This window comes from Nocardioides sp. (genome assembly GCF_036405735.1).
Taxonomy (GTDB): Bacteria; Actinomycetota; Actinomycetes; order Propionibacteriales; family Nocardioidaceae; genus Nocardioides.
In genome coordinates, this window is record NZ_DASWXC010000024.1 from 1 (window position 1) to 23,182 (window position 23,182).

The following is a 23,182-nucleotide window of genomic DNA, read 5'->3' on the forward strand; positions in this document are numbered from 1 at the left end:
CACCGGCCCCCAGCGCGCCGGCCAGCAGCCGTACGGCGTGCGGCAGGTCGCGCCTCAGCGCCTCCCGCTCGCGGCGTGCCGACGCCGGCTCCGAGCGGCTGATCGCCACCCAGCACCCGACCGCGGCGGCGAGCGCTGCCGGCCAGGCCAACGGACCGCCGACCAGCGTGGCGGCCCCGGTCCCGGCCAGCAGACTGAGCACTGGCCGGTGGCGGCGCATCCAGTCACCCTCGCGGGGACCGGCCGGCTCGACGAGACCCACCGTCGACCCCGACAGCGAGGGCCGCGCCGGGACCGCCAGGCCCGCGGCGGCGCCGAGGAGCAGCGCCGCGGTCACCATGGAGCTCATGGCGACCTGTCGACGCTGCGGGCGATGCCCTCGATCCACCACAGCCCCACCCACCCCAGCAGGGCACCGACGGCCAGGCATGCGGTTCCGACCGGCGTTCCGAAGAGGAACGCCCAGGGATCGCCGCCGACTCCGGAGCCCATCGCGAGCGCCGCGACCGGCAGGGCGGCGACCAGCTTGGCGGTCGCCCGGGCCGATGCCAGCTCACCGTCGACGACCCGCCGGGTCGCCTGGGCGGCGCGAAGCTCCATCGCGACCCGGTCGACGGCGTCGGCCAGCCCCTGCCCGGTGCGTTGCGCGACCTGCCAGGCGGCCGCCACCCAGCGCAGGTCGCCGGCACCCGGCGTGGTCGCCGCCCGACGCAGCGCGGCAGGCACGTCCGAGCCGATCCGGAACGCCTTCGCGACGGGGGCCAGGGCGGGCCAGTCCTCGGCGGCCCGGTCCAGGGCCGGCCCGGGTGGCTGTCCCGAGGCGAGCTCGGCGGACAGCTGCTCGCAGACCTCAACGACGGTGCTCGCGGTGCGGACGGCGGCCACTCGCTCGGCGCGACGGCGCCACAGCAGCCCTGCCCCGGCCAGCAGACCGCCCGCGAACCCCGCGACCACGGCGACCTGCGGTCCCGCGGCAAGCCCCAGCGCGGTCGCCGCGACCGTCAGGAAGCCGAAGCGAGCGGCGGGGCGCGGCACCCGAGCAGGCCGGTCCGGCGTCGGCCGCGTCGTAAGCAGCAGCGCCACCGCGGCGCCGGCGCACACCGCAGCGCACACGGGGGCGACCGAGGTCGTCAGCACGCGGCCTCCTCGAGGAGTCCGGCCAACCGGCCCGCGCCCGGGCCCTCGACGAGCTGACCGCCACCGGTGACGCCGACCGCGAGCTCCATGCGGACCAGCCCGTCGGCGGCCCGAACCGGAACGGCGACCTGCGCCAACCTGCGCACACCGCTGCGGTCCCGTTGCAGGTGCACGACGAGGTCGACCCCCGAGGCGAGCTGGCTGTGGGCCGCCTCCCGGCCGAGGCCGGCGGCCAGGGCCAGCGCCTCGACCCGGGCGGGGACGTCGAGCGCGGAGTTGGCGTGGAGGGTCCCGCAGCCGCCCTCGTGGCCGGTGTTGAGGGCGGCGAGCAGGTCGACGACCTCCGCGCCGCGCACCTCTCCGACCACCAGTCGGTCCGGCCGCATCCGGAGCGCCTGCCGGACGAGCGTGCGGACCTCCACGGCGCCAGCGCCTTCGATGTTGGCGGGCCGTGCCTCCAGGCCGACGACGTGGGGATGCACCGGTCGCAGCTCCGAGGAGTCCTCCACGAGCACGATCCGCTCCTCGGGATCGACCAGCGCCAGCAGGGCCGCGAGCAGCGTGGTCTTGCCGGTTCCGGTCCCGCCGGAGACAAGGAAGGCGACCCGGGCGGCCACGACCGCCCGCAGCAGCGCGGCCGCCGACGACGACAGCGAGCCGGCCGCCACGAGGTCGTCGAGCGAGAAGGCGCGGCGTGCCGGCACCCGCAGCGAGATCACCGTGCCGGGCCGCGCCAGCGGGGAGAGCACGGCGTGCAGCCGGGTGCCGTCGCGGAGCCGCAGGTCGACGTACGGCGCGGCGTCGTCGAGGCGCCGTCCACCTGCGGCCGCGAGCCGCTGCGCCAGGCGCCGGACCGCCGCGTCGTCGGGAAACCGCACCGCCGCGGGCTCCAGTCCGCGGCCGCGGTCCAGGAACACCTGGTCGGGGCCGTTGACCAGCACATCGGTGACGCCGGGGGTGCGCAGCAACGGCTCCAGCGGACCCGCGCCGACCACGTCGCGGCGCAGCGCCTCGTAGACCGCCAGCACCGTCGCGTCACCGACCGGGCGGCCGGCGGCCCGCAGCGCCTGGGCCACCCGGTGCGGGGTGAGGTCGCCGGGCGAGCGCGCGAGCCACTCCCGGACGCCGTCGACGACCTCGGGCGCGACCTCGGGGCTCATGCGGCGACCTGGAGCCGCGCCAGGACGTCGGCCGCGGCGCGACCCAGCGGCCCGCGTCCGGAGCGCACCGGGCCGAGGCCGAGGTCGATCGCCTCGGCCAGCCCCCGCTGGTCGGCCATCACCGCCAGCACGGGCACCCCGATCGCCCGGGCCACCGCCTCTGAGGACGGCCCAGCACCGCGCACCACCAGCCGGAGCCGGGCGGGGTCGGGCAACCGCCCCACGAGCCGAGCCGCGGCGGCGACTCCCGTCACCGAGCCGGAGACGAGCACGAGCACCCGGTCGCACCTGTTGACCAGGTCGTCGGTGACCGGGTCGGCCGCACGCGGCAGGTCGAGGACCACGGTGTCGTGGCCGCGGCGCGCCGCGGAGAGCACCTCGCGAGCCGTGCCGACCTCCAGCAACCGCTGCTCGCCCGGAGCCCAGGCCACCACGGCCAGCTCACCGGCTCGAGGCAGCGCCTCCTTCAAGGAGCGGGCGCTGAGCCGACCCGCCGTCCGGCCCAGCTCGCCCCACCGCACCCCCTCACACCATTCCAGGCCCAGCACCCGCTCGATCCCCGCACCGAGCGGGTCGGCGTCGACGACCACGGTCGGCCCCCGACGGGCCGCGACCTGGGCGAGGGCGCAGGCGAACGTCGTCGCGCCCGCTCCACCCGAACCGGCCAGCACCCCGACCGTCAGCCCCCGGGCCGGTCGGTCGTCACCGGCGTCGGTCAGCCGTCCGGCCAACCAGGTGGTCGCCGAGGGTAGCTCCGCCACGGCCTCCGCACCGGCCGCAAGGGCCGCGCGGAACAACGTCTCCGGCGGATCGCCCCAGCTGACGACGTACACCCCATCGCGACGGGCAGGCGAGGCGCGGGCCACCTCGGCGGCGAGGTCGGCGCCGAGCAGGACGAGCGGCGCGCCCGGCCAGCCGCGCAGCGCCGCTGTCACGTCGCGCGCGACGTCCGGGACCGCGCCGGCGGCAGCAGCCAGCCGGACAAGCTCGTCGAGCAGCAGGTCGTCGGCGGTGATGAGCAGGACACGGGTCATGCCCCCGACCTTCGCGGTCCCGACCGACCGCGGCAGCGAGCACCACCCGATCCTGTGGACGGGGGTTCACCGCAATCCCCCTGTGGACGCCCACCGGCCCGCCTACGATGAGAGCCATGGCAAGCAGCCGGCAAGCGGCCTTCTTCGACCTCGACAAGACGATCATCGCCAAGTCGAGCACCCTGGCGTTCAGCAAGCCGTTCCAAGCCGGTGGCCTGATCTCGCGCAAGGCGCTGCTGCGCAGCGTCTACTCCCAGTTCGTCTACGTCGTCGGCGGCGCCGACCACGACCAGATGGAGAAGATGCGCCGGTTCATGTCCGAGCTGGTCACCGGCTGGGACGTCGACGTGGTCCGCGAGATCGTCGCCGACACGCTGCACAACATCGTCGACCCGCTGGTCTACGACGAGGCCGTGCAGCTGATCGAGGAGCACAAGGCCGCCGGCCGTGACGTCGTCATCGTCTCGACCAGCGGCTCGGAGGTGGTCGAGCCCATCGGCGAGATGCTGGGTGCCGACCACGTCGTCGCCACCCGGATGAACGTCGCCGACGGTCGCTACACCGGCGAGATCGCCTACTACGCCTACGCCGAGGAGAAGGCGAAGGCGGTCCTGGCGCTCGCCGAGGCGCGCGGCTACGACCTGTCGGAGTGCTACGCCTACAGCGACTCGGCCACCGACGTACCGATGCTGGAGGCCGTGGGGCACGCGTTCGCCGTCAACCCCGACAAGGAGCTGCGCCGCACTGCCGCCGCGAACGGCTGGCCCATCCTGGTCTTCACCAAGCCGGTCGCGCTGCGCAGCCGGCTGCCGCTGCCGCCGGCGCGCGCCACGCTGGCCACGCTGGCCGTGGGCGGCGTGGTCGTCGCCGGCGGCGTGCTGTGGGCCAACGCGCGCCGGCGCCGGATCGGCGCCTGAGACGCCCCGAACAGCGCCCCGCAGAATCGCCCGGAAGCACGCCCGAAGAGCCTCCCGAAGCCTCCGGGCGGGCGCCGAATCATCCACCTGATCGGCCAGAAGTCAACCCTTGAAGAGGCTGTCCGACAGGCGTAGGAATGTCAGTGGGAGAACTCAACAGGCGCACACGTGATCGGGGTACCCACGCGGCGATCCACCCTTCTGACAGGGCGCATGCCGGGCGGGGATCAGCCCCGCGGCAGCAGTTGATGATGCACGCTTGGTAGCCCACAGGTTGCGTGTCGGCGGTGGCATCCGGATCGCCCTGGCACCAGGGTGGACCGGATGCCACCAGCATGTCCGGCCCCTGCTCCCCTCACCCGCCGACGACGCGGGCGACCAGGTCGACACCCGGACGGTAGGCCAGGTGCGCCGCCGTCGGCGCGGCCAGCACCACCAGGTCGGCTCGTGCCCCGACGGCCAGATGGCCGACGTCCGAGCGCCGCAGCGAGGCCGCCCCACCGAGCGTCGCGGCCCGCAGCGCCTCGAGCGGTGTCATCCCCATCTCCCGCACCGCGAGGGCGAGGCAGAACGGCATCGAGGTGGTGTAGCTCGAGCCGGGGTTGCAGTCGGTCGCCAGCGCCACCGTCACGCCGGCGTCGAGCAGCCGCCGCGCGTCGGGGTAGGGCTGGCGGGTCGAGAACTCCGCACCCGGCAGCAGCCCCGCCACCACACCGGAGGAGGCCAGCGCGTCGATGTCCGCGTCGGTGAGATGGCTGCAGTGGTCGGCGGCGGCCGCGCCGAGCTCTGCCGCCAGCTGCACGCCGGGCCCCGGGCCGAGCTGGTTGGCGTGGATGCGCGGCAGCAGGCCGCGGGCGGCCCCGGCGGCCAGCACCGTGCGGGCCGCGTCCGCACCGAACGCGCCGTCCTCGCAGAACACGTCGACCCAGCGGGCATGCGGAGCGCAGGCGTCGAGCATCGGACCGGTCACCAGCGCGACGTACTCGTCCACCGTGGTGCCCGGCGGGACGACGTGGGCGCCGAGGAACGTCGTCTCGGAGGTGTGCGCCCGCGCGATGCGCAGGCTGCGCTCCTCGTCGGCCACGCTGAGGCCGTAGCCGCTCTTGATCTCCACGGTGGTCGTCCCGGAGCGGCGCAGCTCGGCCAGGAGCCGCCGCACGTTCGCGTCGAGCTCGGCGTCGCTCGCCGCACGGGTGGCCGCGACGGTGGTGCGGATCCCGCCGGCGGCGTACGGCGTGCCCGCCATCCGCGCGCTGAACTCCTCCACGCGGTCGCCCGCGAAGACCAGGTGGGTGTGGGCGTCCACGAAGCCGGGGATCACCGCCGCCCCCGCGACGTCGAGCGCCTCGTCGGCCGGGGGCGCGGCGGAGGCCGGACCGACCCAGGCGACCATCCCGTCCTCGGCGACCAGGGCGGCGACGCGGCGGACCGGCTGGTCCTCCTCCCAGGTGACCAGTTCGCCGATGCCGGTGATCAGCAGGCTCATGCCACCGCCTCCCACACCGCGCGGACGACCTTGTCGAGGCGCGCGGCGACGTCGGCGGGGTCGACCTCCGGGACCCGTACGTCGGCTGCGGACGCCGCCCACAGCGGCTCGGTGGCGCCGGCCGTGCGGACGGACTCGGCGAGCCCGATCGTCTGCGCGGGCTCGAACCCCAGCGACGCGAGACCGTCCGTCGTGGCGGCCCGCCACAGCTGCTCGGCGCGCCAGGCGCCGCGACGTCCCGAGCGGAGCCGCTCGTGCATCTCGACCAGGCGGGCCTCGGCGAACAGGTCGATCACGGTGTTGCTGTCGGAGCCGAGCGTCAGTCGCGCACCCGCGTCGCGGAGCGCGACGCTCGGGCCGATGCCGTCGGCCAGCTCCGCCTCGGTGGTCGGGCAGAAGCAGACGCTCACGCCGGCGCCGCCGAGCGTCGCGACGTCGGCGTCGGTCAGGTGGGTGGCGTGGACGGCCGTGGCGCGCGGGGACCAGACGCCGGCCTCGGCGAGCAGCTGCACGGGGGTGCGCCCGGTGGCGGCCAGGCAGGCGGCGTTCTCGGCGGGCTGCTCGCTCACGTGCACGTGCAGCGGCGCGTCGGGCAGTGCCGTGGCGATGGTGGCGAGGTCGCTGACGGGCACGGCTCGCACCGAGTGGATCGCGGCGCCGACGACGACGTCATCCTCACCGGCATGGCGGGCGGCGAGCGCGCCGACCCGGGTGGCCCAGGCCTCCGCGGAGGCGTCGGCGAACCGCCGCTGCACCCCGGCCACCGGCTCCTCGAAGCCCGAGCGGAGGTAGCAGGCGTCGAGCAGGCAGATCCGCAGGCCCGCCTCCCGGGCGGCGGCGATGAGCGCCTCACCGGTCTCGTTGGGGTCGGCGTACGGCACGCCGTCCGGCCCATGGTGTAGGTAGTGGAACTCCCCCACGGCGTCGATGCCGGCGAGCCGCATCTCCAGGTAGGTCGCCGTGGCGAGCTCGCGCAGCAGGTCCGGGTCGAGCGCCGCTGCCACGGCGTACATCCGCTCCCGCCAGCCCCAGAACGTGTCGCCGCCCGCCTCGCGGCCGCGCAGCGCCCGGTGGAACGCATGGCTGTGGCAGTTGGCGAAGGCGGGGATCTCGATCACGTCAGCTCCTCCACGACCCGCGCCAGGGCCTCGACCCCGGCGGCGCAGTCCGCGTCCTCGGCGTACTCCTCCGGCGAGTGGGACACCCCGGTCGGGTTGCGCACGAAGAGCATGGCAGTGGGCACCACAGCGGCCAGTACGCCGGCGTCGTGGCCGGCCGCGGTCGGCAGTGTGGGCGCGCCGAGCAGACCCGCGAGCTGCTCGCGCAGCGCCTCGTCGAACCAGACGGCGGGTGAGACCGACTCAGCGGTGACCCGCAGTCGGGTGCCGTCGCGCTCGGCCCGGTCGGCGGCCTGCCGCTCGACGTCCCGCAGCAGGTCGTCGAGCGCCTCCGGCGAGGACGCTCGGGCGTCGAGCCAGGCGGTGACCCGCGAGGCGATGGCGTTGGTGCTTCCGGGACTCACCTCGAGCCGGCCGAACGTCGCGCGCTGTCCCGCGACCCGGGCCTGCTTGTTGGCGGCCAGCACGGTCGTCGCGTAGGTCAGCATCGGGTCGTGCCGGTCCTCCATCCGGGTGCTGCCGGCATGGTCGGCCTTCCCGGTGAGGTCGAACCGCCAGCGTCCGTGCGGCCAGATGCCCGTCGCGACCCCGACCGGCGCGTCGAGGTCGGCCAGGCCCCGGCCCTGCTCGACGTGGAGCTCCACGAAGGTGCCGATGTCGTCGAGCCACGCGGCCCGGCCGGCGCGCTCCGGGTCGCGGCCACAGGCCCGCATCGCCTCGGCGAGGCTGACGCCGGCGTCGTCGCGCAGGTCCAGGAGCCGGGTGTCGCCGTCGACGGCCAGCCGGGAGCCGAGACAGGCGACGCCGAAGCGCGACCCCTCCTCACCGACGAAGCAGGCGACCACCACCGGCCGGTCCGGCACATGGCCGGCCGCCCGCAGCCGGTCGAGGGCGGCGAAGGACGAGACGACGCCGAGCGGGCCGTCGTACTCTCCGCCGCCGCGCACGGAGTCCAGATGCGAGCCGAGCAGCACCGCGTCGGCGCTGGTCCCCGACGGAGAGCCCCACCAGGCGAGCAGGTTGCCGTTGCCGTCCTCGACGAGGTCCAGTCCGCGCTTCTCCGCCTCGGCCGTGAACCACTCGCGCAGCGTGAGCTCGGCGTCGGTCCAGGGGGCGCGGAACCAGCCGCCGCGCGGGTCGCGACCGATGTCGGCGATGGCCTCCAGCATCAGGACCGGTCCCGGGGCTCGTCCATCGGAACCCGCAGCCCGCGCTCGCGGGCGACCTCGCGGGCCCGGTCGTAGCCCGCGTCGACGTGCCGCATCACGCCGGTGCCGGGGTCGTTGACGAGCACGCGGGCGATCTTCTCGGCGGCCAGCTCGGTGCCGTCGGCGACGATCACCTGGCCGGCGTGGATGGAGCGGCCGATCCCGACGCCGCCGCCGTGGTGGAGCGAGACCCAGGTGGCGCCCGAGGCGGTGTTGAGCAGGGCGTTGAGCAGCGGCCAGTCGGCGATCGCGTCGGAGCCGTCGGCCATGGCCTCGGTCTCGCGGTAGGGGGAGGCGACCGAGCCGGAGTCGAGGTGGTCACGGCCGATCACCACCGGCGCCGAGAGCTCGCCGGAGGCGACCATCTCGTTGAAGCGCAGCCCGGCCAGGTGGCGCTCCTGGTAGCCCAGCCAGCAGATCCGGGCCGGCAGCCCCTGGAACTGCACCTGCTCACCCGCTTTGGTGATCCATCGGCGCAGGTGGTCGTCCTCGGGGAAGAGCTCGAGCACCGCCCGGTCGGTGGCGGCGATGTCGGCGGGGTCGCCGGAGAGCGCCGCCCATCGGAACGGGCCCTTGCCCTCGCAGAAGAGCGGGCGGATGTACGCCGGCACGAACCCCGGGAACGCGAACGCCCGGTCGAACCCGGCCAGCCGCGCCTCCTCCCGGATCGAGTTGCCGTAGTCGAAGACCTCCGCGCCCTTGTCCTGGAAGCCGACCATCGCGGCGACCTGGCGGGCCATCGACTCCCGCGCGGCCTTCGTGAAGCCCTCCGGGTCCTTCTCCGCCGCCGACTTCCAGTCGGCGACATCGATCCCGACTGGCAGGTAGCTCAGCGGGTCGTGGGCGCTGGTCTGGTCGGTCACGACGTCGACCGGCACGTCGTCGGCGAGCAGCCGCTCGAAGACCTCGGCGGCGTTGCCCACCAGGCCGACCGAGCGGGCCTCGCCGGCCTCCTTGGCGGCCACCGCGCGCGCCACGGCATCCTCGTAGGACGTCGTGTACTCGTCGAGGTAGCCGTTCTCGACCCGCCGCGCCAGACGCGTCTCGTCGACGTCGACGATCAGCACGGCGCCGTCGTTCATCGTGACGGCGAGCGGCTGGGCGCCGCCCATGCCGCCGCAGCCGCCGGTGAGGGTGAGGGTGCCCTTCAGCGAGGGTCTCGATACGCCGGTCGCTCGTCCCTCGCGACCGGCTACTCGACCAGCGAGAGCGCGGGCGACCGCTCCGAACGTCTCGTAGGTGCCCTGCAGGATCCCCTGGGTGCCGATGTAGATCCACGAGCCGGCCGTCATCTGGCCGTACATCGTCAGCCCCTCGGCCTCGAGCCGGCGGAACTCCGGCCAGGTCGCCCAGTCGCCGACCAGGTTGGAGTTGGCGATCAGCACCCGCGGCGCCCACTCGTGGGTGCGGAAGACGCCGACCGGCTTGCCCGACTGCACCAGCAGGGTCTCGTCGTCGGCCAGCGTGGTGAGGGTGCGCACGATGGCGTCGTAGGCCTCCCAGCTGCGCGCGGCGCGGCCGGTGCCGCCGTAGACGACCAGGTCGTCCGGCCGCTCGGCAACGTCCGGGTCGAGGTTGTTCATCAGCATCCGCAGCGGCGCCTCGGTCTGCCAGGACCGGGCGGTCAGCGTGGTGCCCCGCGGGGCACGGATCTCGCGGTTCATCGGGTCTCCGATCCGTTGGTCGAGCCTGTCGAGACCGCCGCCTCGAGCAGCGCACCGCTGCGCACGAGGCGTACGGCGGCCTCGATCTCCTCGGCGAGGAAGCGGTCGGGTCCGGGGCCGGTGACGTGGTCGCGCAGCACCGCGATGGCGGCGCCGGTGGCGGCCGCCGGTCGCAACGGGGCCCGGAGGTCGATGCCCCGGGCGGCGGTCAGGATCTCGATCGCGAGCACCCGGGTGAGTCCGTCGACGGCGCGGCGCAGCTTGCGGGCGGCCGACCAGCCCATCGAGACGTGGTCCTCCTGCATCGCGCTCGACGGGATCGAGTCGACGCTCGCCGGGACGGCCAGCCGCTTGAGCTCGGCGACGATCGCGGCCTGGGTGTACTGCGCGATCATGTGACCGGAGTCGACGCCCGGGTCGTCGCCGAGGAACGCCGGCAGGCCGCGATTGCGGCTCACGTCGAGGAACCGGTCGGTGCGCCGCTCGCTCATGCTGGCGACGTCCGCGAGCGGGATCGCGAGGAAGTCGAGCACGTAGGCCAACGGCGCGCCGTGGAAGTTGCCGTGCGACTCGATCCGGCCGTCGGGCAGCACGGACGGGTTGTCGATGGCGGCCGCCAGCTCGTGGCCGGCCACGCCGGCGGCGTACTCGACGGTGTCGCGCAGGCCGCCGTTGACCTGCGGCGCGCACCGCAGCGAGTAGGCGTCCTGGACGACGCCGTCGCCGTGGCGGTGGCTGGCGACGATCGGCGAGCCGGCAAGGAAGGCCTGCATCCGGGCGGCGCTGACCGCCTGGCCGGGCTGGGGGCGCAGCGCCATCAGGTCGGGCGCGAAGACGCGGTCGGTGCCGAGCAGGCCCTCGACGCTCATCGCGGCGGCCAGGTCGGCGGTGTCGGCGAGCCGGCGCAAGTCGTGGAGCGCGAGGACGAGCATGCCGAGCATGCCGTCGGTGCCGTTGATGAGGGCGAGCCCCTCCTTCTCGGCGAGCTCGACGGGCGTCAGGCCGTGGCGGGCGAGCGCCTCGGCGGCCGGCACCTCGGTGCCGTCCTCGACCACCCGGCCCTCGCCCATCAGCGCCAGCGCGCAGTGCGAGAGCGGCGCCAGGTCCCCGGAGCAGCCCAGGCTGCCGTGCTCGTGCACGACCGGGACGAGGCCGGAGTCCAGCAGCGCGACGTACGCCTCCGCGGTCTCCAGGCGCACGCCGGTGCGGCCGGTCGCGAGCGTCGAGGCGCGCAGCAGCATCAGGGCCCGGACGACCTCGTCCTCGACGCGCGGACCGGAGCCGGCGGCGTGGGAGCGGATCAGGCTGCGCTGCAGCTGCGCACGGCGCTCGACCGGGATGTGACGGGTGGCCAGCGCCCCGAAGCCGGTCGAGACGCCGTAGACCGGCTCGTCGCTCGCCGCCAGCTTGTCAACGACCGCCCGGCCCTCCGCGATCGCCACACGTGCGTCGTCGGTGAGGCTCACGCGCGCGCCGCCGCGGGCGACGGCCACGACCTGCTCCGGCGTGAGCGGCCCCACGCCGATCTCGACCCGCTGCCCGGGCTCCACTGTCTCCATGCCCCCCATCCCACTCCGGCGCCGCTCACTTGACGAGTACGCCGGCGCGGGATGTGTCTCGGATGCGAGACGTTCTTGAGGAACACTGTGGGGGTGAGCCGACCCGTGCCCGCCGCGACCGCCGCCCTGCGCGTGCTCCGGCTGCTCTCCACCCAGCCGCGGCCGATCCCGGCGAGCCGCATCGCCGCCGAACTCGGGCTGCCCCGCTCGACGACCTACCACCTGCTCCACGCGATGGCGGAGGAGTCGTTCGTGCTCCACTATGACGCCGACCGCACCTGGGGCGTGGGCGTCGCCGCGTGGGAGGTGGGTCAGGGCTGGTCGCGGCAGGAGCCGCTGGCGCGGCTCGCCCGCCGCCCCCTCGCCGACCTGGTGCACCGCGTCGGCCACGTCGCCCACCTGGCCGTGCTGCACGGATCCGACGTCCTCTACGTGCTCGAGGAGCGCGCGCCCGGCCGGCCGCCGCTGGTCACCGACGTCGGCGTCCGGCTGCCGGCGCACCTGACCGCGAGCGGCCGGGCGATCCTGGCCTCGCTCCCGGCCGCCCAGGTGCGGGCGCTCTACCCCGGCCCCGCGGCGTTCACGACCCGCACCGGCCGCGGCCCCTCCTCACCCGGCGCGCTGCGCCGGCTGCTGGTCGAGACCCGGCGGCGCGGCTTCGCCGAGGAGGACTCGGAGGTCACCGAGGGCTTCGCCTCGGTGGGCGTCCCCATCACGGCCCCGTCCGTGGTCGCCAGCCTCGCGGTCACCTGGCCCTCCGACGACCCGCCACCGCTCGAGCGGGTCCTCGACGGGCTGCGCCGGACCGCCGCGACGATCCGGCGCCGGCTGGAGTGAGCCCGGGCACCTGGCCTACTCGGCGGCGCGCCTCAGCGGTGACGCCTCGGCACCCGCCGCGAACGCCTCGGCGCCGTACAGCAGCCAGGCGTGGACGCCGGCGCGGCCGCCGTCGCGATAGCCGCGCAGGTTCGACTCGTACTCCGCCCGCAGCGCCAGGTGCCCCGCCTCCGGCACCACCAGCGACTTCTCGTCCACCCCGCGGGCGACCAGCACCAGCCGCTCGGCGGCCCGCGCGACGATCCCGTTGTGGGAGGCGAACGGCGCGGCCGTGACCAGGTCGGCGTGCACCAGCGCGGCGACCACCAGCGCGGGCGCCTGGGTCGGCGCCACGAGCAGGTCCGCCAGCGCGCGCAGCCGTTGGGCCGAGCCGGCGTCGCGCGGCCGGCCCAGCTCGTCCGCGGCGACCGAGCCGGTGGCGGCGACGGCGTGGAGCCGGGCCAGCGCCTGCAGGGGCGCGCGCTTCAGCGTCGGGACCAGGGCGAGCAGCTCGGTGGAGAGCCGGACCGCGTCCCGGGCGATCGCGTCGCCGCCGTTCTCACGGACCTCGGCCAGCGTGGCGCTCGACCCCTCGAGCACCGCCGACGCGTGCGCGCCGCGCAGCAGGGACTCCGCGGTCGTCTCGGGGGAGGTCCGCCGCAGCCCGCGGTCGCGCAGCATCACGTCGATGCCGTCCCGCGTGGCGGCGTACGCCGAGCCGACGCCCTCCAGGGACGTCAACCAGGCCAGTGGGTCGGCGACACCAGACGTGCTCACGGGCGACAACGCTAGATCAACCCTGCGAGGGTCTAACGTGGGAGCCCATGAGCGAGCCCGTCACCTCCCCTGGTCTGTCGTTCGGCGCCGTCGCCGACAGCTACCACCGCGGCCGCCCCGCCTACCCCCTGGAGGCGGCGGCCTGGCTGGTGGGCGAGGAGCCCGTGAGCGTGCTCGAGCTGGGCGCCGGGACCGGGAAGCTCACGGCCGCGCTGGTCGAGCTGGGCCATGACGTGCATGCCACCGATCCCGACGAGGCGATGCTGGCGGTGCTGCAAGGCACCCTGCCCGATGTTCGCACCAGCGTGGCCACCGCCGAGCGCATCCCCGCGCCCGACATGACCTACGACGTCGTCGTCGCCGGGCAGGCGTTCCACTGGTTCGACCCCGCGGTCGCCGTACCCGAGATCGCCCGTGTCCTGAAGCCGGGCGGCACGGTGGCGCTCGCGTGGAACCAGCGCGACGAGTCCATCCCGTGGGTACGCCGGCTGGGTGGCCTCATCGGCAAGCGGATCGAGTCGATCGACCCCACCGAGCAGCTCGAGGAGTCCGGCAACTTCGTCGCCGTCGAGAGCGCGACCTTCACGTTCTGGCAGCGCATCGACCAGCACAGCATCGTCGACCTGGTCCTCTCGCGCTCCAACCTCGCCGGCCTGTCGGACGCGGAGCGGGAGGCGAAGCGGACCGAGGTGCTGGCGTTCTACGACGACTACGGCCGCGGCATGGACGGGATGCAGCTGCCCTACCGCTGCCACTGCTTCCGCGCGACGGTCACCAACCAGCTGCCGGTCCGTCCACCCGTGCCGGCTCAGCCGGTCGGCACGACCGTCATCTCCGCCTCCGTCGCCGCCGGCCTGACCGACACCGCCGAGCGGCTGCCCGCGATCCTCGAGGGTGTTCGCGACGGTTCGAGCGACGACACCGGCATGCTGCTGATCAACTTCCGCTGACTCCGGCGCGTCAGAGGGAGCGCCAGTCGCCGCTGTCCTGGTCGTGCCCGTGGGCGGCCATCAGCATCAGGCCGCCGTCGACGGTGTAGGACGCACCGGTGACGTACGACGCCCGCGGCGAGGCGAGGAACCCGATCACCGACGCCACCTCGTTGACATGCCCGGGGCGTCCGACGGGATTGCCGGGCCGTTCGATGCGGTAGGCGTCCTTCTCCTCCTCGCCGGTCATCTCGGTGGCGATCTCGCCCGGTGCGACCGCGTTGACCGTGATGCCGTACGGCGCCAGCTCGAGGGCCATCACCTTGGTCAGCATGCCGAGGCCGGCCTTGGCGGAGCAGTACGCCGCCGACCCGACCCGCGGCACGTGCTCGTGCACGCTGGTGACGTTGATGATCCGGCCCCCGACACCGGCGTCCACCATGTGCTGGGCCGCGCGCTGGGCGACGAGGAACGGCCCGTCGAGGTCGGTGGCGAGCACCTGCCGCCATCGGTCGAAGGAGAGGTCCAGGACCGGGTCGGAGTGGCCCGTCCCCGCGACGTTGACGACCACGCCGACACCGCCCAGCTCGGTCACCAGCCGGTCGACGACGTCGCCGGCGGTCGGCGAGGCAGCGTCGAACTGGGCGACGACGGCGCGCTGGCCGCGGCGGCTGACCGCCTCGACGGTCTCCTCCAGGGAGGCCACGTCCAGGTGACAGGTCAGGCCGACGTCGTACCCCTCCGAGGCGAGCAGCTCGGCCGTGGCCGCGCCGATGCCGGAGTCGGAACCAGTGACGATCGCAAGGCGTGGATGGCTCATGCCGGTGGGGTACCCGCGGGACCCACCTGCGATGTGGCGTCAGTGGGCCTGCGGCAGCGGGAGGAGCGACTCGGCGCGCCGGGCCACCAGCTCGATCACGAGCGGGTGGGGTCCGATCGGCTCGGCGACGACGCCCGCGCCGGCGTGGAGCGCGAGGCTGTGGGCCCGGTCGGCGAAGAAGCCGGGAGCCAGCAGGTACGGCGACACCGCGTCGCCGGGCCGGACCACGTCGAGCATCCGGCTGCCGCGGCCGGCCAGCGTCGCCAGCCGCACGGGTGCGCCCCACGCGGCGCCGAGCAGGTCGGCCGCCACCGTCAGATCGGCGCTCGTGGTGGCGTCCTCGGAGCCGGCCGCCACCATCGTGACCGGTTGCCCGGCCCGGGCCCCGGCCTCCCGGAGCCGCTCGACCTGGGCGGCCGCGAGCAGCGGGTCCGGCCCGAGCGGACCGCCCAGCACTACCGGACCCAGCACCACCCGACTGCGTGCCGCGGCGACGGACCGGGGCAGGTCCTGCCGGACGTGGTAGCCGGTCGAGAGCAACAGGGGCACCACGACCGTCGGGCCCGGTGACGCCGCGAGCACGTCTGCCAGGAGCGGCTCGCACAGCTCGACGTAGGACACCTGCGCGTCGAGGCTCAGCATCGCCCCGGCGGCACGGGTGAGCTCGGCGGCGACGCGGTTGCCGGCCGGCGTACGGGTGCCGTGGGCGACGGTCACCAGCCGCGGCGGCGTCACGAGCCGGCCACCGCCAGCCGGTAGCCGCGCTTGACGACGGTCTGCACGGTCGCGGTGCCGAGTGCACTGCGCAGCCGGGCCACGGCCATCTCCACGGCGTGCTCGGAGCCCGCAGTGCCGGATGGGAGCATCGGCAGCATCGCCTGACGGGAGACGACGACGCCCGGGTTGGCGACCAGCGCCTGCAGCACGGCGCCCGGGGTCGGGGAGAGCCGGACCTCGACGCCGTCGAGCAGCACCGTGTCGAGCGAGCCGTCGCCCCGCAGCAGCAGCTGGTGACCGCCGGCCAGCTCGATGGTCAGCCCGGCACGGCGCGCGGGCAGCTCGTGCTCGAGCTGCTTGACCATCGCGGCGAGCCGGGAGCGGTCGGGGTAGATCGTCGGGACGCCCCACCCCTCGAACGCGGCGGCGGTCACCGGGCCGACGCAGGAAGCGACGACGTCGGCCTGGAAGGCCGCGACCACCTCGTCGCGGCGGCCGGTCGACGTGGCGGCCTGCATCACCGCCGCCACGGCCGGGGCGGCGGTGAAGGTGACCGCGTCGAGCGCGCGGTCGGCGATGAGATCGACGAGCTTGAACATCGGCTGGGGGTCCTCCGCCGCCTCCACCCGGTAGACGGTGACCGTCAGCACCTCCGCGCCCTGCCGGCGCAGGGCGTGCGCGGCCATCGAGAGCGACTGGCCGTGCTCCTGCACGACGATGCGCAGCCCGCCGAGGTCGCGTCCCCGCAGGTGCTGCAGGACGTCGTCGAAGGACTCCGACGCCGGCGCCCACAGCTCCCGGAGTCCCCGCCGTCGCAGCGCGCCGACGCTCTTGGGGCCCCGGGCGAGGATCTCCGCGGAGCGGAGGCGGTCGAGCAGGTCCGGCAGGAGTCCCCACTGCTCGGCCCGGTCGAACCAGGTCCGCATCCCGATCCCGGTGGTGGCCAGGAGCATGTCGACCGGCTGGGCGAGCACCTGCTCGGTCGCGGCGCGCAGCGATGCCTCGTCGACGTGGTTGGGAGCGACCGAGAGCGCCGGGGCCCACTCGACCTCGGCGCCGCGGCGCTGGAGCAGAGCGATCTGCTCCTCGACCTTCCGGGCCGCCGTCACCCCGATGCGGAAGCCGCTCAGCGGAAGGGTGTCACTCATCTGCTCTCCCTGCGTGGACCCACGTGGACCATGCCGTCCTCGACCCGGACGTCGTACGACGGCACCCGCACTGCCGCGTCATCGAGGCACTGCCCGGTGCGCAGGTCGAAGGCCTGCTTGTGCATCGGCGAGGCGACGAACGGAACGTCACCACGAGTTCCGACGATGCCACGAGCCAGCACCGATGCCTGCGACCAAGGGTCGTCGTTGGAGATCGCGAACAGGTTGCCGTCGTGTGTCCGGAAGATTGCGATCGCCGCGCCGTCGACCAGGGCCGCGACCCCGCCTTCGACGTCGATCTCGTCCAGACGGCAGACCGGGGTCCAGCTCACGGCGCACCGACCGCGATGGTCGAGCCGAGCGCGACTGCGCCCTGCGCCGCGACCGGGACGATCTGGTCGCGGGTCACGCCGAAGCTGATCGTGGGGTCGGGCGTCTCGGGCGCGTTGACGAAGGAGACGAACCGGCGCAGCTTCTCGGGATCGGCCAGTGTCGCCCGCCACTCGTCGACATAGGAGTCGACGTGCCGGGCCATCGCCGCCTCCAGCTCGCTGCCGAGGCCGAGCACGTCGTCGACCACGACCGAGCGCACCCGGTCCAGGCCGCCCTCGAGACTGTCGATCCAGGTCGAGGTCCGCTGCAGCCGGTCGGCGGTGCGGATGTAGTACATGAGGAAACGGTCGAGGTAGCGGACCAGCTCCTCGGTCGAGAGGTCGCCGGCCAGCAGGCGGGCATGGGCCGGGATCGCGCCGCCGTTGCCGCCGACGTACAGGTTCCAGCCCTTCTCGGTGGCGATGACCCCGAAGTCCTTGCCCCGCGCCTCGGCGCACTCGCGGGCGCATCCGGAGACCCCGCCCTTGAGCTTGTGGGGCGAGCGCAGGCCGCGATAGCGCAGCTCGAGCTCGATGGCGAGGCCGACCGAGTCCTGCACGCCGTAGCGGCACCAGGTCGACCCGACGCACGACTTCACCGTGCGCAGCGCCTTGCCGTAGGCGTGGCCGGACTCGAAGCCGGCGTCGACCAGGCGCGCCCAGATGGCGGGCAGCTGCTCCACGCGAGCGCCGAGGAGGTCGATGCGCTGACCGCCGGTGATCTTCGTGTAGAGGCCGAAGTCGCGGGCGACCTCGCCGATCACGATGAGCCGCTCGGGAGTGATCTCGCCGCCCGGGATGCGCGGGACGACGGAGTAGGTGCCGTTGCGCTGGATGTTGGCGAGGAAGGCGTCGTTGGTGTCCTGCAGGGTGCGGTGCTCCGCGGCCAGCACGTGCCCACCCAGCTGGGAGGCCAGGATCGAGGCGACGGCAGGCTTGCAGATGTCACAGCCGCGGCCGGTGCCGTGCGCCTCGACGATCTGGTCGAAGCGGGTGTAGCCGTGGATCAGCACGACGTCGAACAGCTCGGCCCGCGTCATCGCGAAGTGCTCGCACAGGCTCGTGTCGACGACCCTGCCCTGGGCGGCGAAGTAGTCCTCGACGATCCTCTTGACCGTGGCCTTGCAGGACCCGCAGGTGGCACCCGCCTTGGTCTGCCGGGTGACCTCGGCGGCCGTCTCGGAGCCGGCGTCGACGGCCGCCTCGATGTCGACCCTGGTGACGTTGTTGCACGAGCAGACCTGCGCCTCGGCCGGCAGCGCCAGGCCGGCCGCCGCACCGGACGCGCCCGTCGCGGCAGGGAGGATGAGCTCCTCCGGGTTGTCGGGGAGCGGCAGTCCGCTGGCCGCCATCGGGCGGAGTACGCCGTAGGCGGAGGCGTCACCGACCAGGACGCCACCCAGGAGCCTCATGGTGCCGTCCCCCGGGTCCTCGGAGATGACGAGCTTCTTGTAGACGCCGGCCACGTCGTCGGCGTACGTCAGCTCCAGCGCACCCTCGGTCCGGCCGTGGGCGTCACCGAAGGAGGCGACGTCGACGCCGAGCAGCTTGAGCTTGGTCGACATGTCGGCCCCCTCGAAGGTGGCCGCGCCGCCCAGCAGGGTGTCCACCACGACCTCGGCCATCGCGTAGCCGGGGGCGACCAGGCCGTACATGGTGCCGCCGGGTGCGGCGCACTCCCCGATCGCGTAGATGTGCTGGTCGCTGGTGCGGCAGTGCTGGTCGACCAGGATGCCGCCGCGCTCGGCGACGGTGAGGCCCGCGGCCCGTCCGAGCGCGTCCCGTGGCCGGATGCCGGCGGAGAAGACGACCAGGTCGACGTCGAGCGGCTTGCGGTCCTTGAGCACCATCCCCGTCACCTTGCCGGCTCCGAGGATCGCCTCGGTCATGGCACCGGTGTGCACGGTGAGCCCCAGCTGCTCGACGTGACGCGAGAGCGTCCGGCCACCGGCGGCGTCGACCTGGACGGCCATCAGCCGCGGGGCGAGCTCGACGACGTGGGTCTCCAGACCGAGCTGGCGCAGCGCGTTGGCCGCCTCCAGGCCGAGCAGGCCGCCGCCGACGACGGCGCCGCTCTTGGCCCGCTTGGCGGCCTTGCGGATCGCCTCGAGGTCCTCGATGGTGCGGTAGACGAAGACCCCGTCGAGGTCCTTGCCTGGCACCGGTGGCACGAACGGATAGGCGCCCGTCGCGAGCACCAGCTCGTCGTAGGGGAGGTCCTCGCCGTTGCCCCGGGTGTCACGCAGCGTGATGATCCGCTGCCGGGGGCTCACCGCGACGACCTCGACCCCGGTGCGCAGGGTGACGCGGGAGTCGCCGTACCTGCCGTCGGGGAGGAGGCTCAGCGCCGCGGCGCCGACCTCGAAGAAGCTGGTCAGCGCGACCCGGTCGTACGCCGGCCGGGTTTCCGCGCCGAGCACCGTGATGTCGTGCGTCTCGGTCAGGCCGCGCTCGATGGCCGCCTCGACGAACCGGTGCCCGACCATGCCGTGGCCGACGACCACCAGTTGTTGACGCCGGCGCTTGCTCTGCTCGCTCATCGTGACCTCCTCGCGTCGGGACCGACGCTAGGAAGGCGATGTGAGGGGTCGGTTACCTCGTGTGTCGGATCCGGTCACGGCTTGCTCACGGCCTCACGGGTCCCGCCCACCAGCCCGTCCACCGGCCCGGCCACCAGCGCGGCCACCGTCGTCGTGCAGCCCCCGCACCCCGTGGTGGCCCGCGTGGTCTCCGCGGCCTCGGCGACCGAGCCACAGGCACGGATCCGGCCGGCGGAGACACCGGCGCACGCACACACCTCGGCGTCGTCGGGAAGCGCCGCCGCGACCGTCTCCGCGGCGGGCGTGCTGCGCGGTGGTGTGACGAGGGCTCCGGGCTCGCGGCGGCCCAGCACGGTGCCACGGTCGAAGAACTGGGTGATCACGCCGATCTGCGTCAGGTCGCCGACCAGGGTCGCGGCCACGATGACCCCGCCCCGCACGACCAGCCGCTTGTGGACGCCGGCGATCGGATTGGAGACCTGCACCACCTCGTCCTCCTCAGGCGCCGGCTGCTGCCGGTCGCCCAGGACGGCGACCTCCAGGTCGGTGGCACGGAGCCGGGCGACGGTGCGGTGACCGCCGTAGCTCTCCGTTCCCCCGCCCAGCCGGGCGGCGAGGACGCCGGCCTGCTCCCACGCGGGAGGGACGAACCCGGTCGTCGTGCCGCCGTGCTCCGCGCAGTCACCGATGGCGAAGATCGCCGGATCCGCGGTCGCGAGCGTGTCGTCGACCACGATCCCGCGGCGGGTGGCGAGCCCGGCCCGACGCGCCAGGTCGACGCTCGGCCGGCCGCCGGCGGTGAGGACGACGAGGTCGGTGTCGAGGGTGAAGCCGTTGTCGAGCCGGAGTCCGACGCGGCTCCCGGCGTCGGTCAGCCGGACGGCCCGGGCGCCGGTGTAGACCCGCGTCCCGAGCCGCTCCAGCGACCGCTGCAGCACCGCGCCCGCGGCCTCGTCGACGTGTCCGCGCAGCAGATGGCCGCCGCCCTCGACGATCTCGGTGTCGACCCCGCGGACGCTCAGCGCGCGGGCGACCTGGAGGCCCAGCAGGCCGCCACCGACGACCACCGCCCGGCGCGCGGCCGGGACGGCGGCCAGCAGCCGTCGGCAGTCGTCGAGGCTGCGGAACGCGTGCACCGCGTCGTGCAGGCGGCCGTCGGGCCGCACGACGCCGCGGATCGGCGGCAGCGTCGGGATGCTGCCGGTCGCCAGCACCAACCGGTCGTACGGGACGCGGCTCCCGTCAGCGAGCTCGACCTCCTGGCTGTCGCGGTGGACGGCCGCGACCCGGCAGCCGAGGCGCAGCTCGACCCCGTTGCCGGCGTACCACTCCCTCGAGCGGAGCGTGATCGCCTCGGGCCGGTGCGTGCCCTCCAACACCGCGGAGAGCAGGATGCGGTTGTAGGGGGCGTGCCGCTCGGCGCCGAGCACGGTGATCGAGTCGGTGACGCCGCGGGCGAGGAGTGCCTCCACCAGCCGCACCGCCGCCATGCCGTTGCCGACGACGACGATCCGCCGGGGCCGCCGGGGCCGCTGGGGCCGCTGGGTCATGACGTCGGCCCCGCGGGCACGACCGAGCAGGCGCACACCTTGAACTCCGGCATCCGGCTGGTGGGGTCGAGCGCGTCGTTGGTGAGCCGGTTGGCACCGACCCAGTGGAACGGCACGAAGACGGTGTCGGGCCGGATCGTGGGAACGACGCGTGCCGGGGCCGTCATCGAGCCGCGGGGCGTGGTCACGACCACCGGGTCGCCGTCGCTCACCCCGATCCGGTCAGCCAGCGTCGGATGGATCTCAGCGAACGGCCCGTCGTCGGGCAGTTCGGCGATCCGGCGGGTCTGCGCGCCGGACTGGTACTGCGCCAGCACGCGGCCGGTCGTCAGGTGCAGCGGATGGCTCGGCGACGGCTGCTCCGCGGCGCCGGCGTGGTCGACGGCGTGGAACCTGGCCCGGCCGTCGGATGTGGCGAACCGCTCGGCGAACAGCCGCGGTGTCCCGGGGTGGCTGGATCCGTCCGGGAGGGCGGGACACGGCCAGAAGACGCCGTTCTCGGCCCGGATCCGCTCGTAGCTGATGCCGCCGTAGTCGGCCCTGCCGCCGGCAGACGCAGCGCGCAGCTCGGTGAAGACCTCCTCCGGGTCGGTCGACCACGTCGACGGCGCGCCGAGCCGGTCCGCCAGCCCGGCGATCACCTCGAGATCGGACCGCACCCCCGCGGGCGGCGCGACCGCCCGCTCCCGCAGGATCACCCGGCCTTCGAGGTTGGTCATGGTGCCGCTCTCCTCGGCCCACTGCGTCACCGGCAGCACGACGTCGGCCATCGCGGCGGTCTCGCTCATCACCAGGTCGCAGACGACCAGGAGGTCCAGCGCGGCGAGTCGCTCGCGGACGGCCAGCGCGTTGGGCGCCGACACGACGACGTTGGAGCCGAAGACCAGCAGCGACCGGGGCCCGCCGGGCGTGGCGAGCGAGGACAGCAGCTCGTAGGCGGAGGGGCCCCTGCCGGGAAGCGAGGACGGGTCGACGCCCCAGACCCGGGCGACGTGGTCGCGGGCCGCCGGGTCGTCGATCATCCGGTAGCCCGGCAGCTGGTCCGCCTTCTGGCCGTGCTCGCGGCCGCCCTGGCCGTTGCCCTGTCCGGTGAGACAGCCGTAGCCGGCGTACGGCCGGCCGGGCATGCCGAGGGCGAGCGCGACGTCGATCCAGGCGAGCACCGTGGCGGTGCCCTGGCTGTGCTGCTCCGCGCCCCGGGCGGTCAGCACCATCACGCGCTCCGAGGAGGCCAGCAACCCGGCGAGCGCGCGCAGCTCCCCGGCCGCGACGCCCGTGACGCGCTCGACCCGCTCCGGCCACCAGGCGGCCACGCTGCTGCGGACGTCCTCCCAGCCGGTGGTGCGCGCGGCGACGTACGCCTCGTCGACGGCGCCCGCCGCGTCGAGCAGGTGCAGCGTCCCGAGCGCGAGCGCGAGGTCGGTGCCGGGCACCGGCTGGAGGAAGACGTCGGCCCGCTCCGCGGTGGGGGTACGGCGGGGGTCGATGACCACGACCCGGCCGCCGTTCGCCCGGAGCGCGTCGAGGTGTCGCGCGGCCGGCGGCATCGTCTCCGCGAGGTTGGATCCGACGAGGACCACGACGTCCGCGTGCTCGATGTCGGCGAGCGGGAACGGCAGTCCGCGGTCGATGCCGAAGGCCTGGTTGGCGGCGCTGGCGGCCGAGCTCATGCACCACCGGCCGTTGTAGTCGATCCGGCTCGTCCCGAGCGCGACTCGAGCGAACTTGCCGAGCTGGTAGGCCTTCTCGTTGGTCAGGCCGCCACCGCCGAAGACCGCGTTGGCGTCGGGGCCCGCCGTCGCGCGGAGCGCGGCGAGCCGGGCCGCGACGAGGTCGAGCGCGGCGTCCCACGACACCGCCGACCACTCCCCGTCCTCCCGTGAGCGGACCAGCGGGGTCGTGATCCGCTCGCGGCTGCCGCGCAGGCCCCCGGCCGCCCAGCCCTTGCGACACAGCGCGCCCGCGTTGACCGGAAAGTCCTCCCACGGGGCGATCTGCAGCGCTCCGCGTCCCGAGGGACGGACGGCCATCCCACACTGCAGACTGCAGTACGGACAGTGGGTGAAGGTCCCCTGGTTGGGCTTGACACGCCGAGTCATGGGACCATTGGGCAGCGTCGACATTTCCAGTGGCACCGTCGCGGCGCACCGCGACGTGAACGGCTCCTCACAGCCTCACACCACTGCGACGCCGCCGCGGGGCAACGGCGCCCTGGTCGGCCAGTCCGCACC

The 23,182-nt window shown here is 74.5% G+C and carries 19 protein-coding genes and 1 pseudogene; 3 read left to right on the forward strand and 17 right to left on the reverse strand.

Annotated features, from left to right (window positions below):
* The 4 genes and pseudogenes from VGE38_RS04200 to ssd form a co-directional block, all read right to left on the reverse strand.
* Positions 1-349 (reverse strand): annotated as a pseudogene (locus VGE38_RS04200) (type II secretion system F family protein); the annotation flags it as partial.
* Entirely contained in the window at positions 346-1,137 is a 792-nt protein-coding gene (locus VGE38_RS04205; protein WP_331141280.1) for a type II secretion system F family protein, read from the reverse strand. The pseudogene VGE38_RS04200 and the gene VGE38_RS04205, both read right to left, overlap by 4 nt.
* Entirely contained in the window at positions 1,131-2,297 is a 1,167-nt protein-coding gene (locus VGE38_RS04210) for a TadA family conjugal transfer-associated ATPase (protein ID WP_331141281.1), read from the reverse strand. The genes VGE38_RS04205 and VGE38_RS04210 overlap by 7 nt, the downstream gene beginning before the upstream one ends.
* The gene (gene ssd, locus VGE38_RS04215; protein WP_331141282.1) at positions 2,294-3,331 is read right to left on the reverse strand and encodes a septum site-determining protein Ssd; all 1,038 of its coding nucleotides are present in this window, start codon (positions 3,329-3,331) and stop codon (positions 2,294-2,296) included. The genes VGE38_RS04210 and ssd overlap by 4 nt, the downstream gene beginning before the upstream one ends.
* A gap of 116 nt (positions 3,332-3,447) precedes the next feature.
* On the opposite strand from ssd, the gene VGE38_RS04220 reads away from it, so the two are divergent.
* Entirely contained in the window at positions 3,448-4,248 is an 801-nt protein-coding gene (locus tag VGE38_RS04220; protein ID WP_331141283.1) for an HAD family hydrolase, read from the forward strand.
* 355 nt (positions 4,249-4,603) lie between these two features.
* Here the strand turns inward: VGE38_RS04220 and hutI are convergent, their stop codons facing one another.
* From hutI to hutH, 5 genes are read right to left on the reverse strand one after another with little or no spacing between them, the layout of a single operon-like run.
* Positions 4,604-5,734, reverse strand: coding sequence for an imidazolonepropionase (gene hutI / locus VGE38_RS04225; RefSeq protein WP_331141284.1), 1,131 nt, complete (start codon positions 5,732-5,734; stop codon positions 4,604-4,606).
* Positions 5,731-6,852, reverse strand: coding sequence for a formimidoylglutamate deiminase (locus VGE38_RS04230; RefSeq protein ID WP_331141285.1), 1,122 nt, complete (start codon positions 6,850-6,852; stop codon positions 5,731-5,733). Before VGE38_RS04230 ends, hutI begins: the two co-directional genes overlap by 4 nt.
* Positions 6,849-8,021 carry an allantoate amidohydrolase gene (locus VGE38_RS04235; RefSeq protein WP_331141286.1) on the reverse strand — a complete coding sequence of 391 codons (1,173 nt, stop codon included), beginning with the start codon at positions 8,019-8,021 and terminating at the stop codon, positions 6,849-6,851. Before VGE38_RS04235 ends, VGE38_RS04230 begins: the two co-directional genes overlap by 4 nt.
* Positions 8,021-9,724, reverse strand: a complete 1,704-nt coding sequence (gene hutU, locus VGE38_RS04240; RefSeq protein WP_331141287.1) for a urocanate hydratase — start codon at positions 9,722-9,724, stop codon at positions 8,021-8,023. The genes VGE38_RS04235 and hutU overlap by 1 nt, the downstream gene beginning before the upstream one ends.
* Positions 9,721-11,283 (reverse strand): histidine ammonia-lyase, encoded by a 1,563-nt coding sequence (hutH, locus tag VGE38_RS04245; protein ID WP_331141288.1) that lies wholly within the window; start codon positions 11,281-11,283, stop codon positions 9,721-9,723. Before hutH ends, hutU begins: the two co-directional genes overlap by 4 nt.
* Before the next feature lie 93 nt (positions 11,284-11,376).
* On the opposite strand from hutH, the gene VGE38_RS04250 reads away from it, so the two are divergent.
* Entirely contained in the window at positions 11,377-12,120 is a 744-nt protein-coding gene (locus VGE38_RS04250; RefSeq protein ID WP_331141289.1) for an IclR family transcriptional regulator, read from the forward strand.
* A gap of 15 nt (positions 12,121-12,135) precedes the next feature.
* Here the strand turns inward: VGE38_RS04250 and VGE38_RS04255 are convergent, their stop codons facing one another.
* Entirely contained in the window at positions 12,136-12,876 is a 741-nt protein-coding gene (locus VGE38_RS04255) for a Fic family protein (protein WP_331141290.1), read from the reverse strand.
* 47 nt (positions 12,877-12,923) lie between these two features.
* On the opposite strand from VGE38_RS04255, the gene VGE38_RS04260 reads away from it, so the two are divergent.
* Positions 12,924-13,826 (forward strand): class I SAM-dependent methyltransferase, encoded by a 903-nt coding sequence (locus VGE38_RS04260; protein ID WP_331141291.1) that lies wholly within the window; start codon positions 12,924-12,926, stop codon positions 13,824-13,826.
* 10 nt (positions 13,827-13,836) lie between these two features.
* On the opposite strand, the gene VGE38_RS04265 is transcribed toward VGE38_RS04260, so the two are convergent.
* From VGE38_RS04265 to VGE38_RS04295, 7 genes are all read right to left on the reverse strand, one after another.
* Entirely contained in the window at positions 13,837-14,625 is a 789-nt protein-coding gene (locus VGE38_RS04265) for an SDR family oxidoreductase (protein WP_331141292.1), read from the reverse strand.
* 39 nt (positions 14,626-14,664) lie between these two features.
* The gene (locus tag VGE38_RS04270; protein ID WP_331141293.1) at positions 14,665-15,360 is read right to left on the reverse strand and encodes a sirohydrochlorin chelatase; all 696 of its coding nucleotides are present in this window, start codon (positions 15,358-15,360) and stop codon (positions 14,665-14,667) included.
* Positions 15,357-16,490 carry a uroporphyrinogen-III synthase gene (locus VGE38_RS04275; protein ID WP_331141294.1) on the reverse strand — a complete coding sequence of 378 codons (1,134 nt, stop codon included), beginning with the start codon at positions 16,488-16,490 and terminating at the stop codon, positions 15,357-15,359. Before VGE38_RS04275 ends, VGE38_RS04270 begins: the two co-directional genes overlap by 4 nt.
* Complete coding sequence (gene nirD / locus VGE38_RS04280; protein ID WP_331141295.1) at positions 16,487-16,822, reverse strand: nitrite reductase small subunit NirD; 336 nt, start codon at positions 16,820-16,822, stop codon at positions 16,487-16,489. The genes VGE38_RS04275 and nirD overlap by 4 nt, the downstream gene beginning before the upstream one ends.
* Positions 16,819-19,401 carry a nitrite reductase large subunit NirB gene (gene nirB / locus VGE38_RS04285; RefSeq protein ID WP_331141296.1) on the reverse strand — a complete coding sequence of 861 codons (2,583 nt, stop codon included), beginning with the start codon at positions 19,399-19,401 and terminating at the stop codon, positions 16,819-16,821. The genes nirD and nirB overlap by 4 nt, the downstream gene beginning before the upstream one ends.
* A gap of 74 nt (positions 19,402-19,475) precedes the next feature.
* A complete protein-coding gene (locus tag VGE38_RS04290; RefSeq protein WP_331141297.1) occupies positions 19,476-20,951 on the reverse strand; it encodes an NAD(P)/FAD-dependent oxidoreductase in 1,476 nt (491 codons plus the stop codon).
* Entirely contained in the window at positions 20,948-23,074 is a 2,127-nt protein-coding gene (locus VGE38_RS04295; protein ID WP_524538539.1) for a molybdopterin oxidoreductase family protein, read from the reverse strand. Before VGE38_RS04295 ends, VGE38_RS04290 begins: the two co-directional genes overlap by 4 nt.
* Positions 23,075-23,182: the final 108 nt, after the last annotated feature.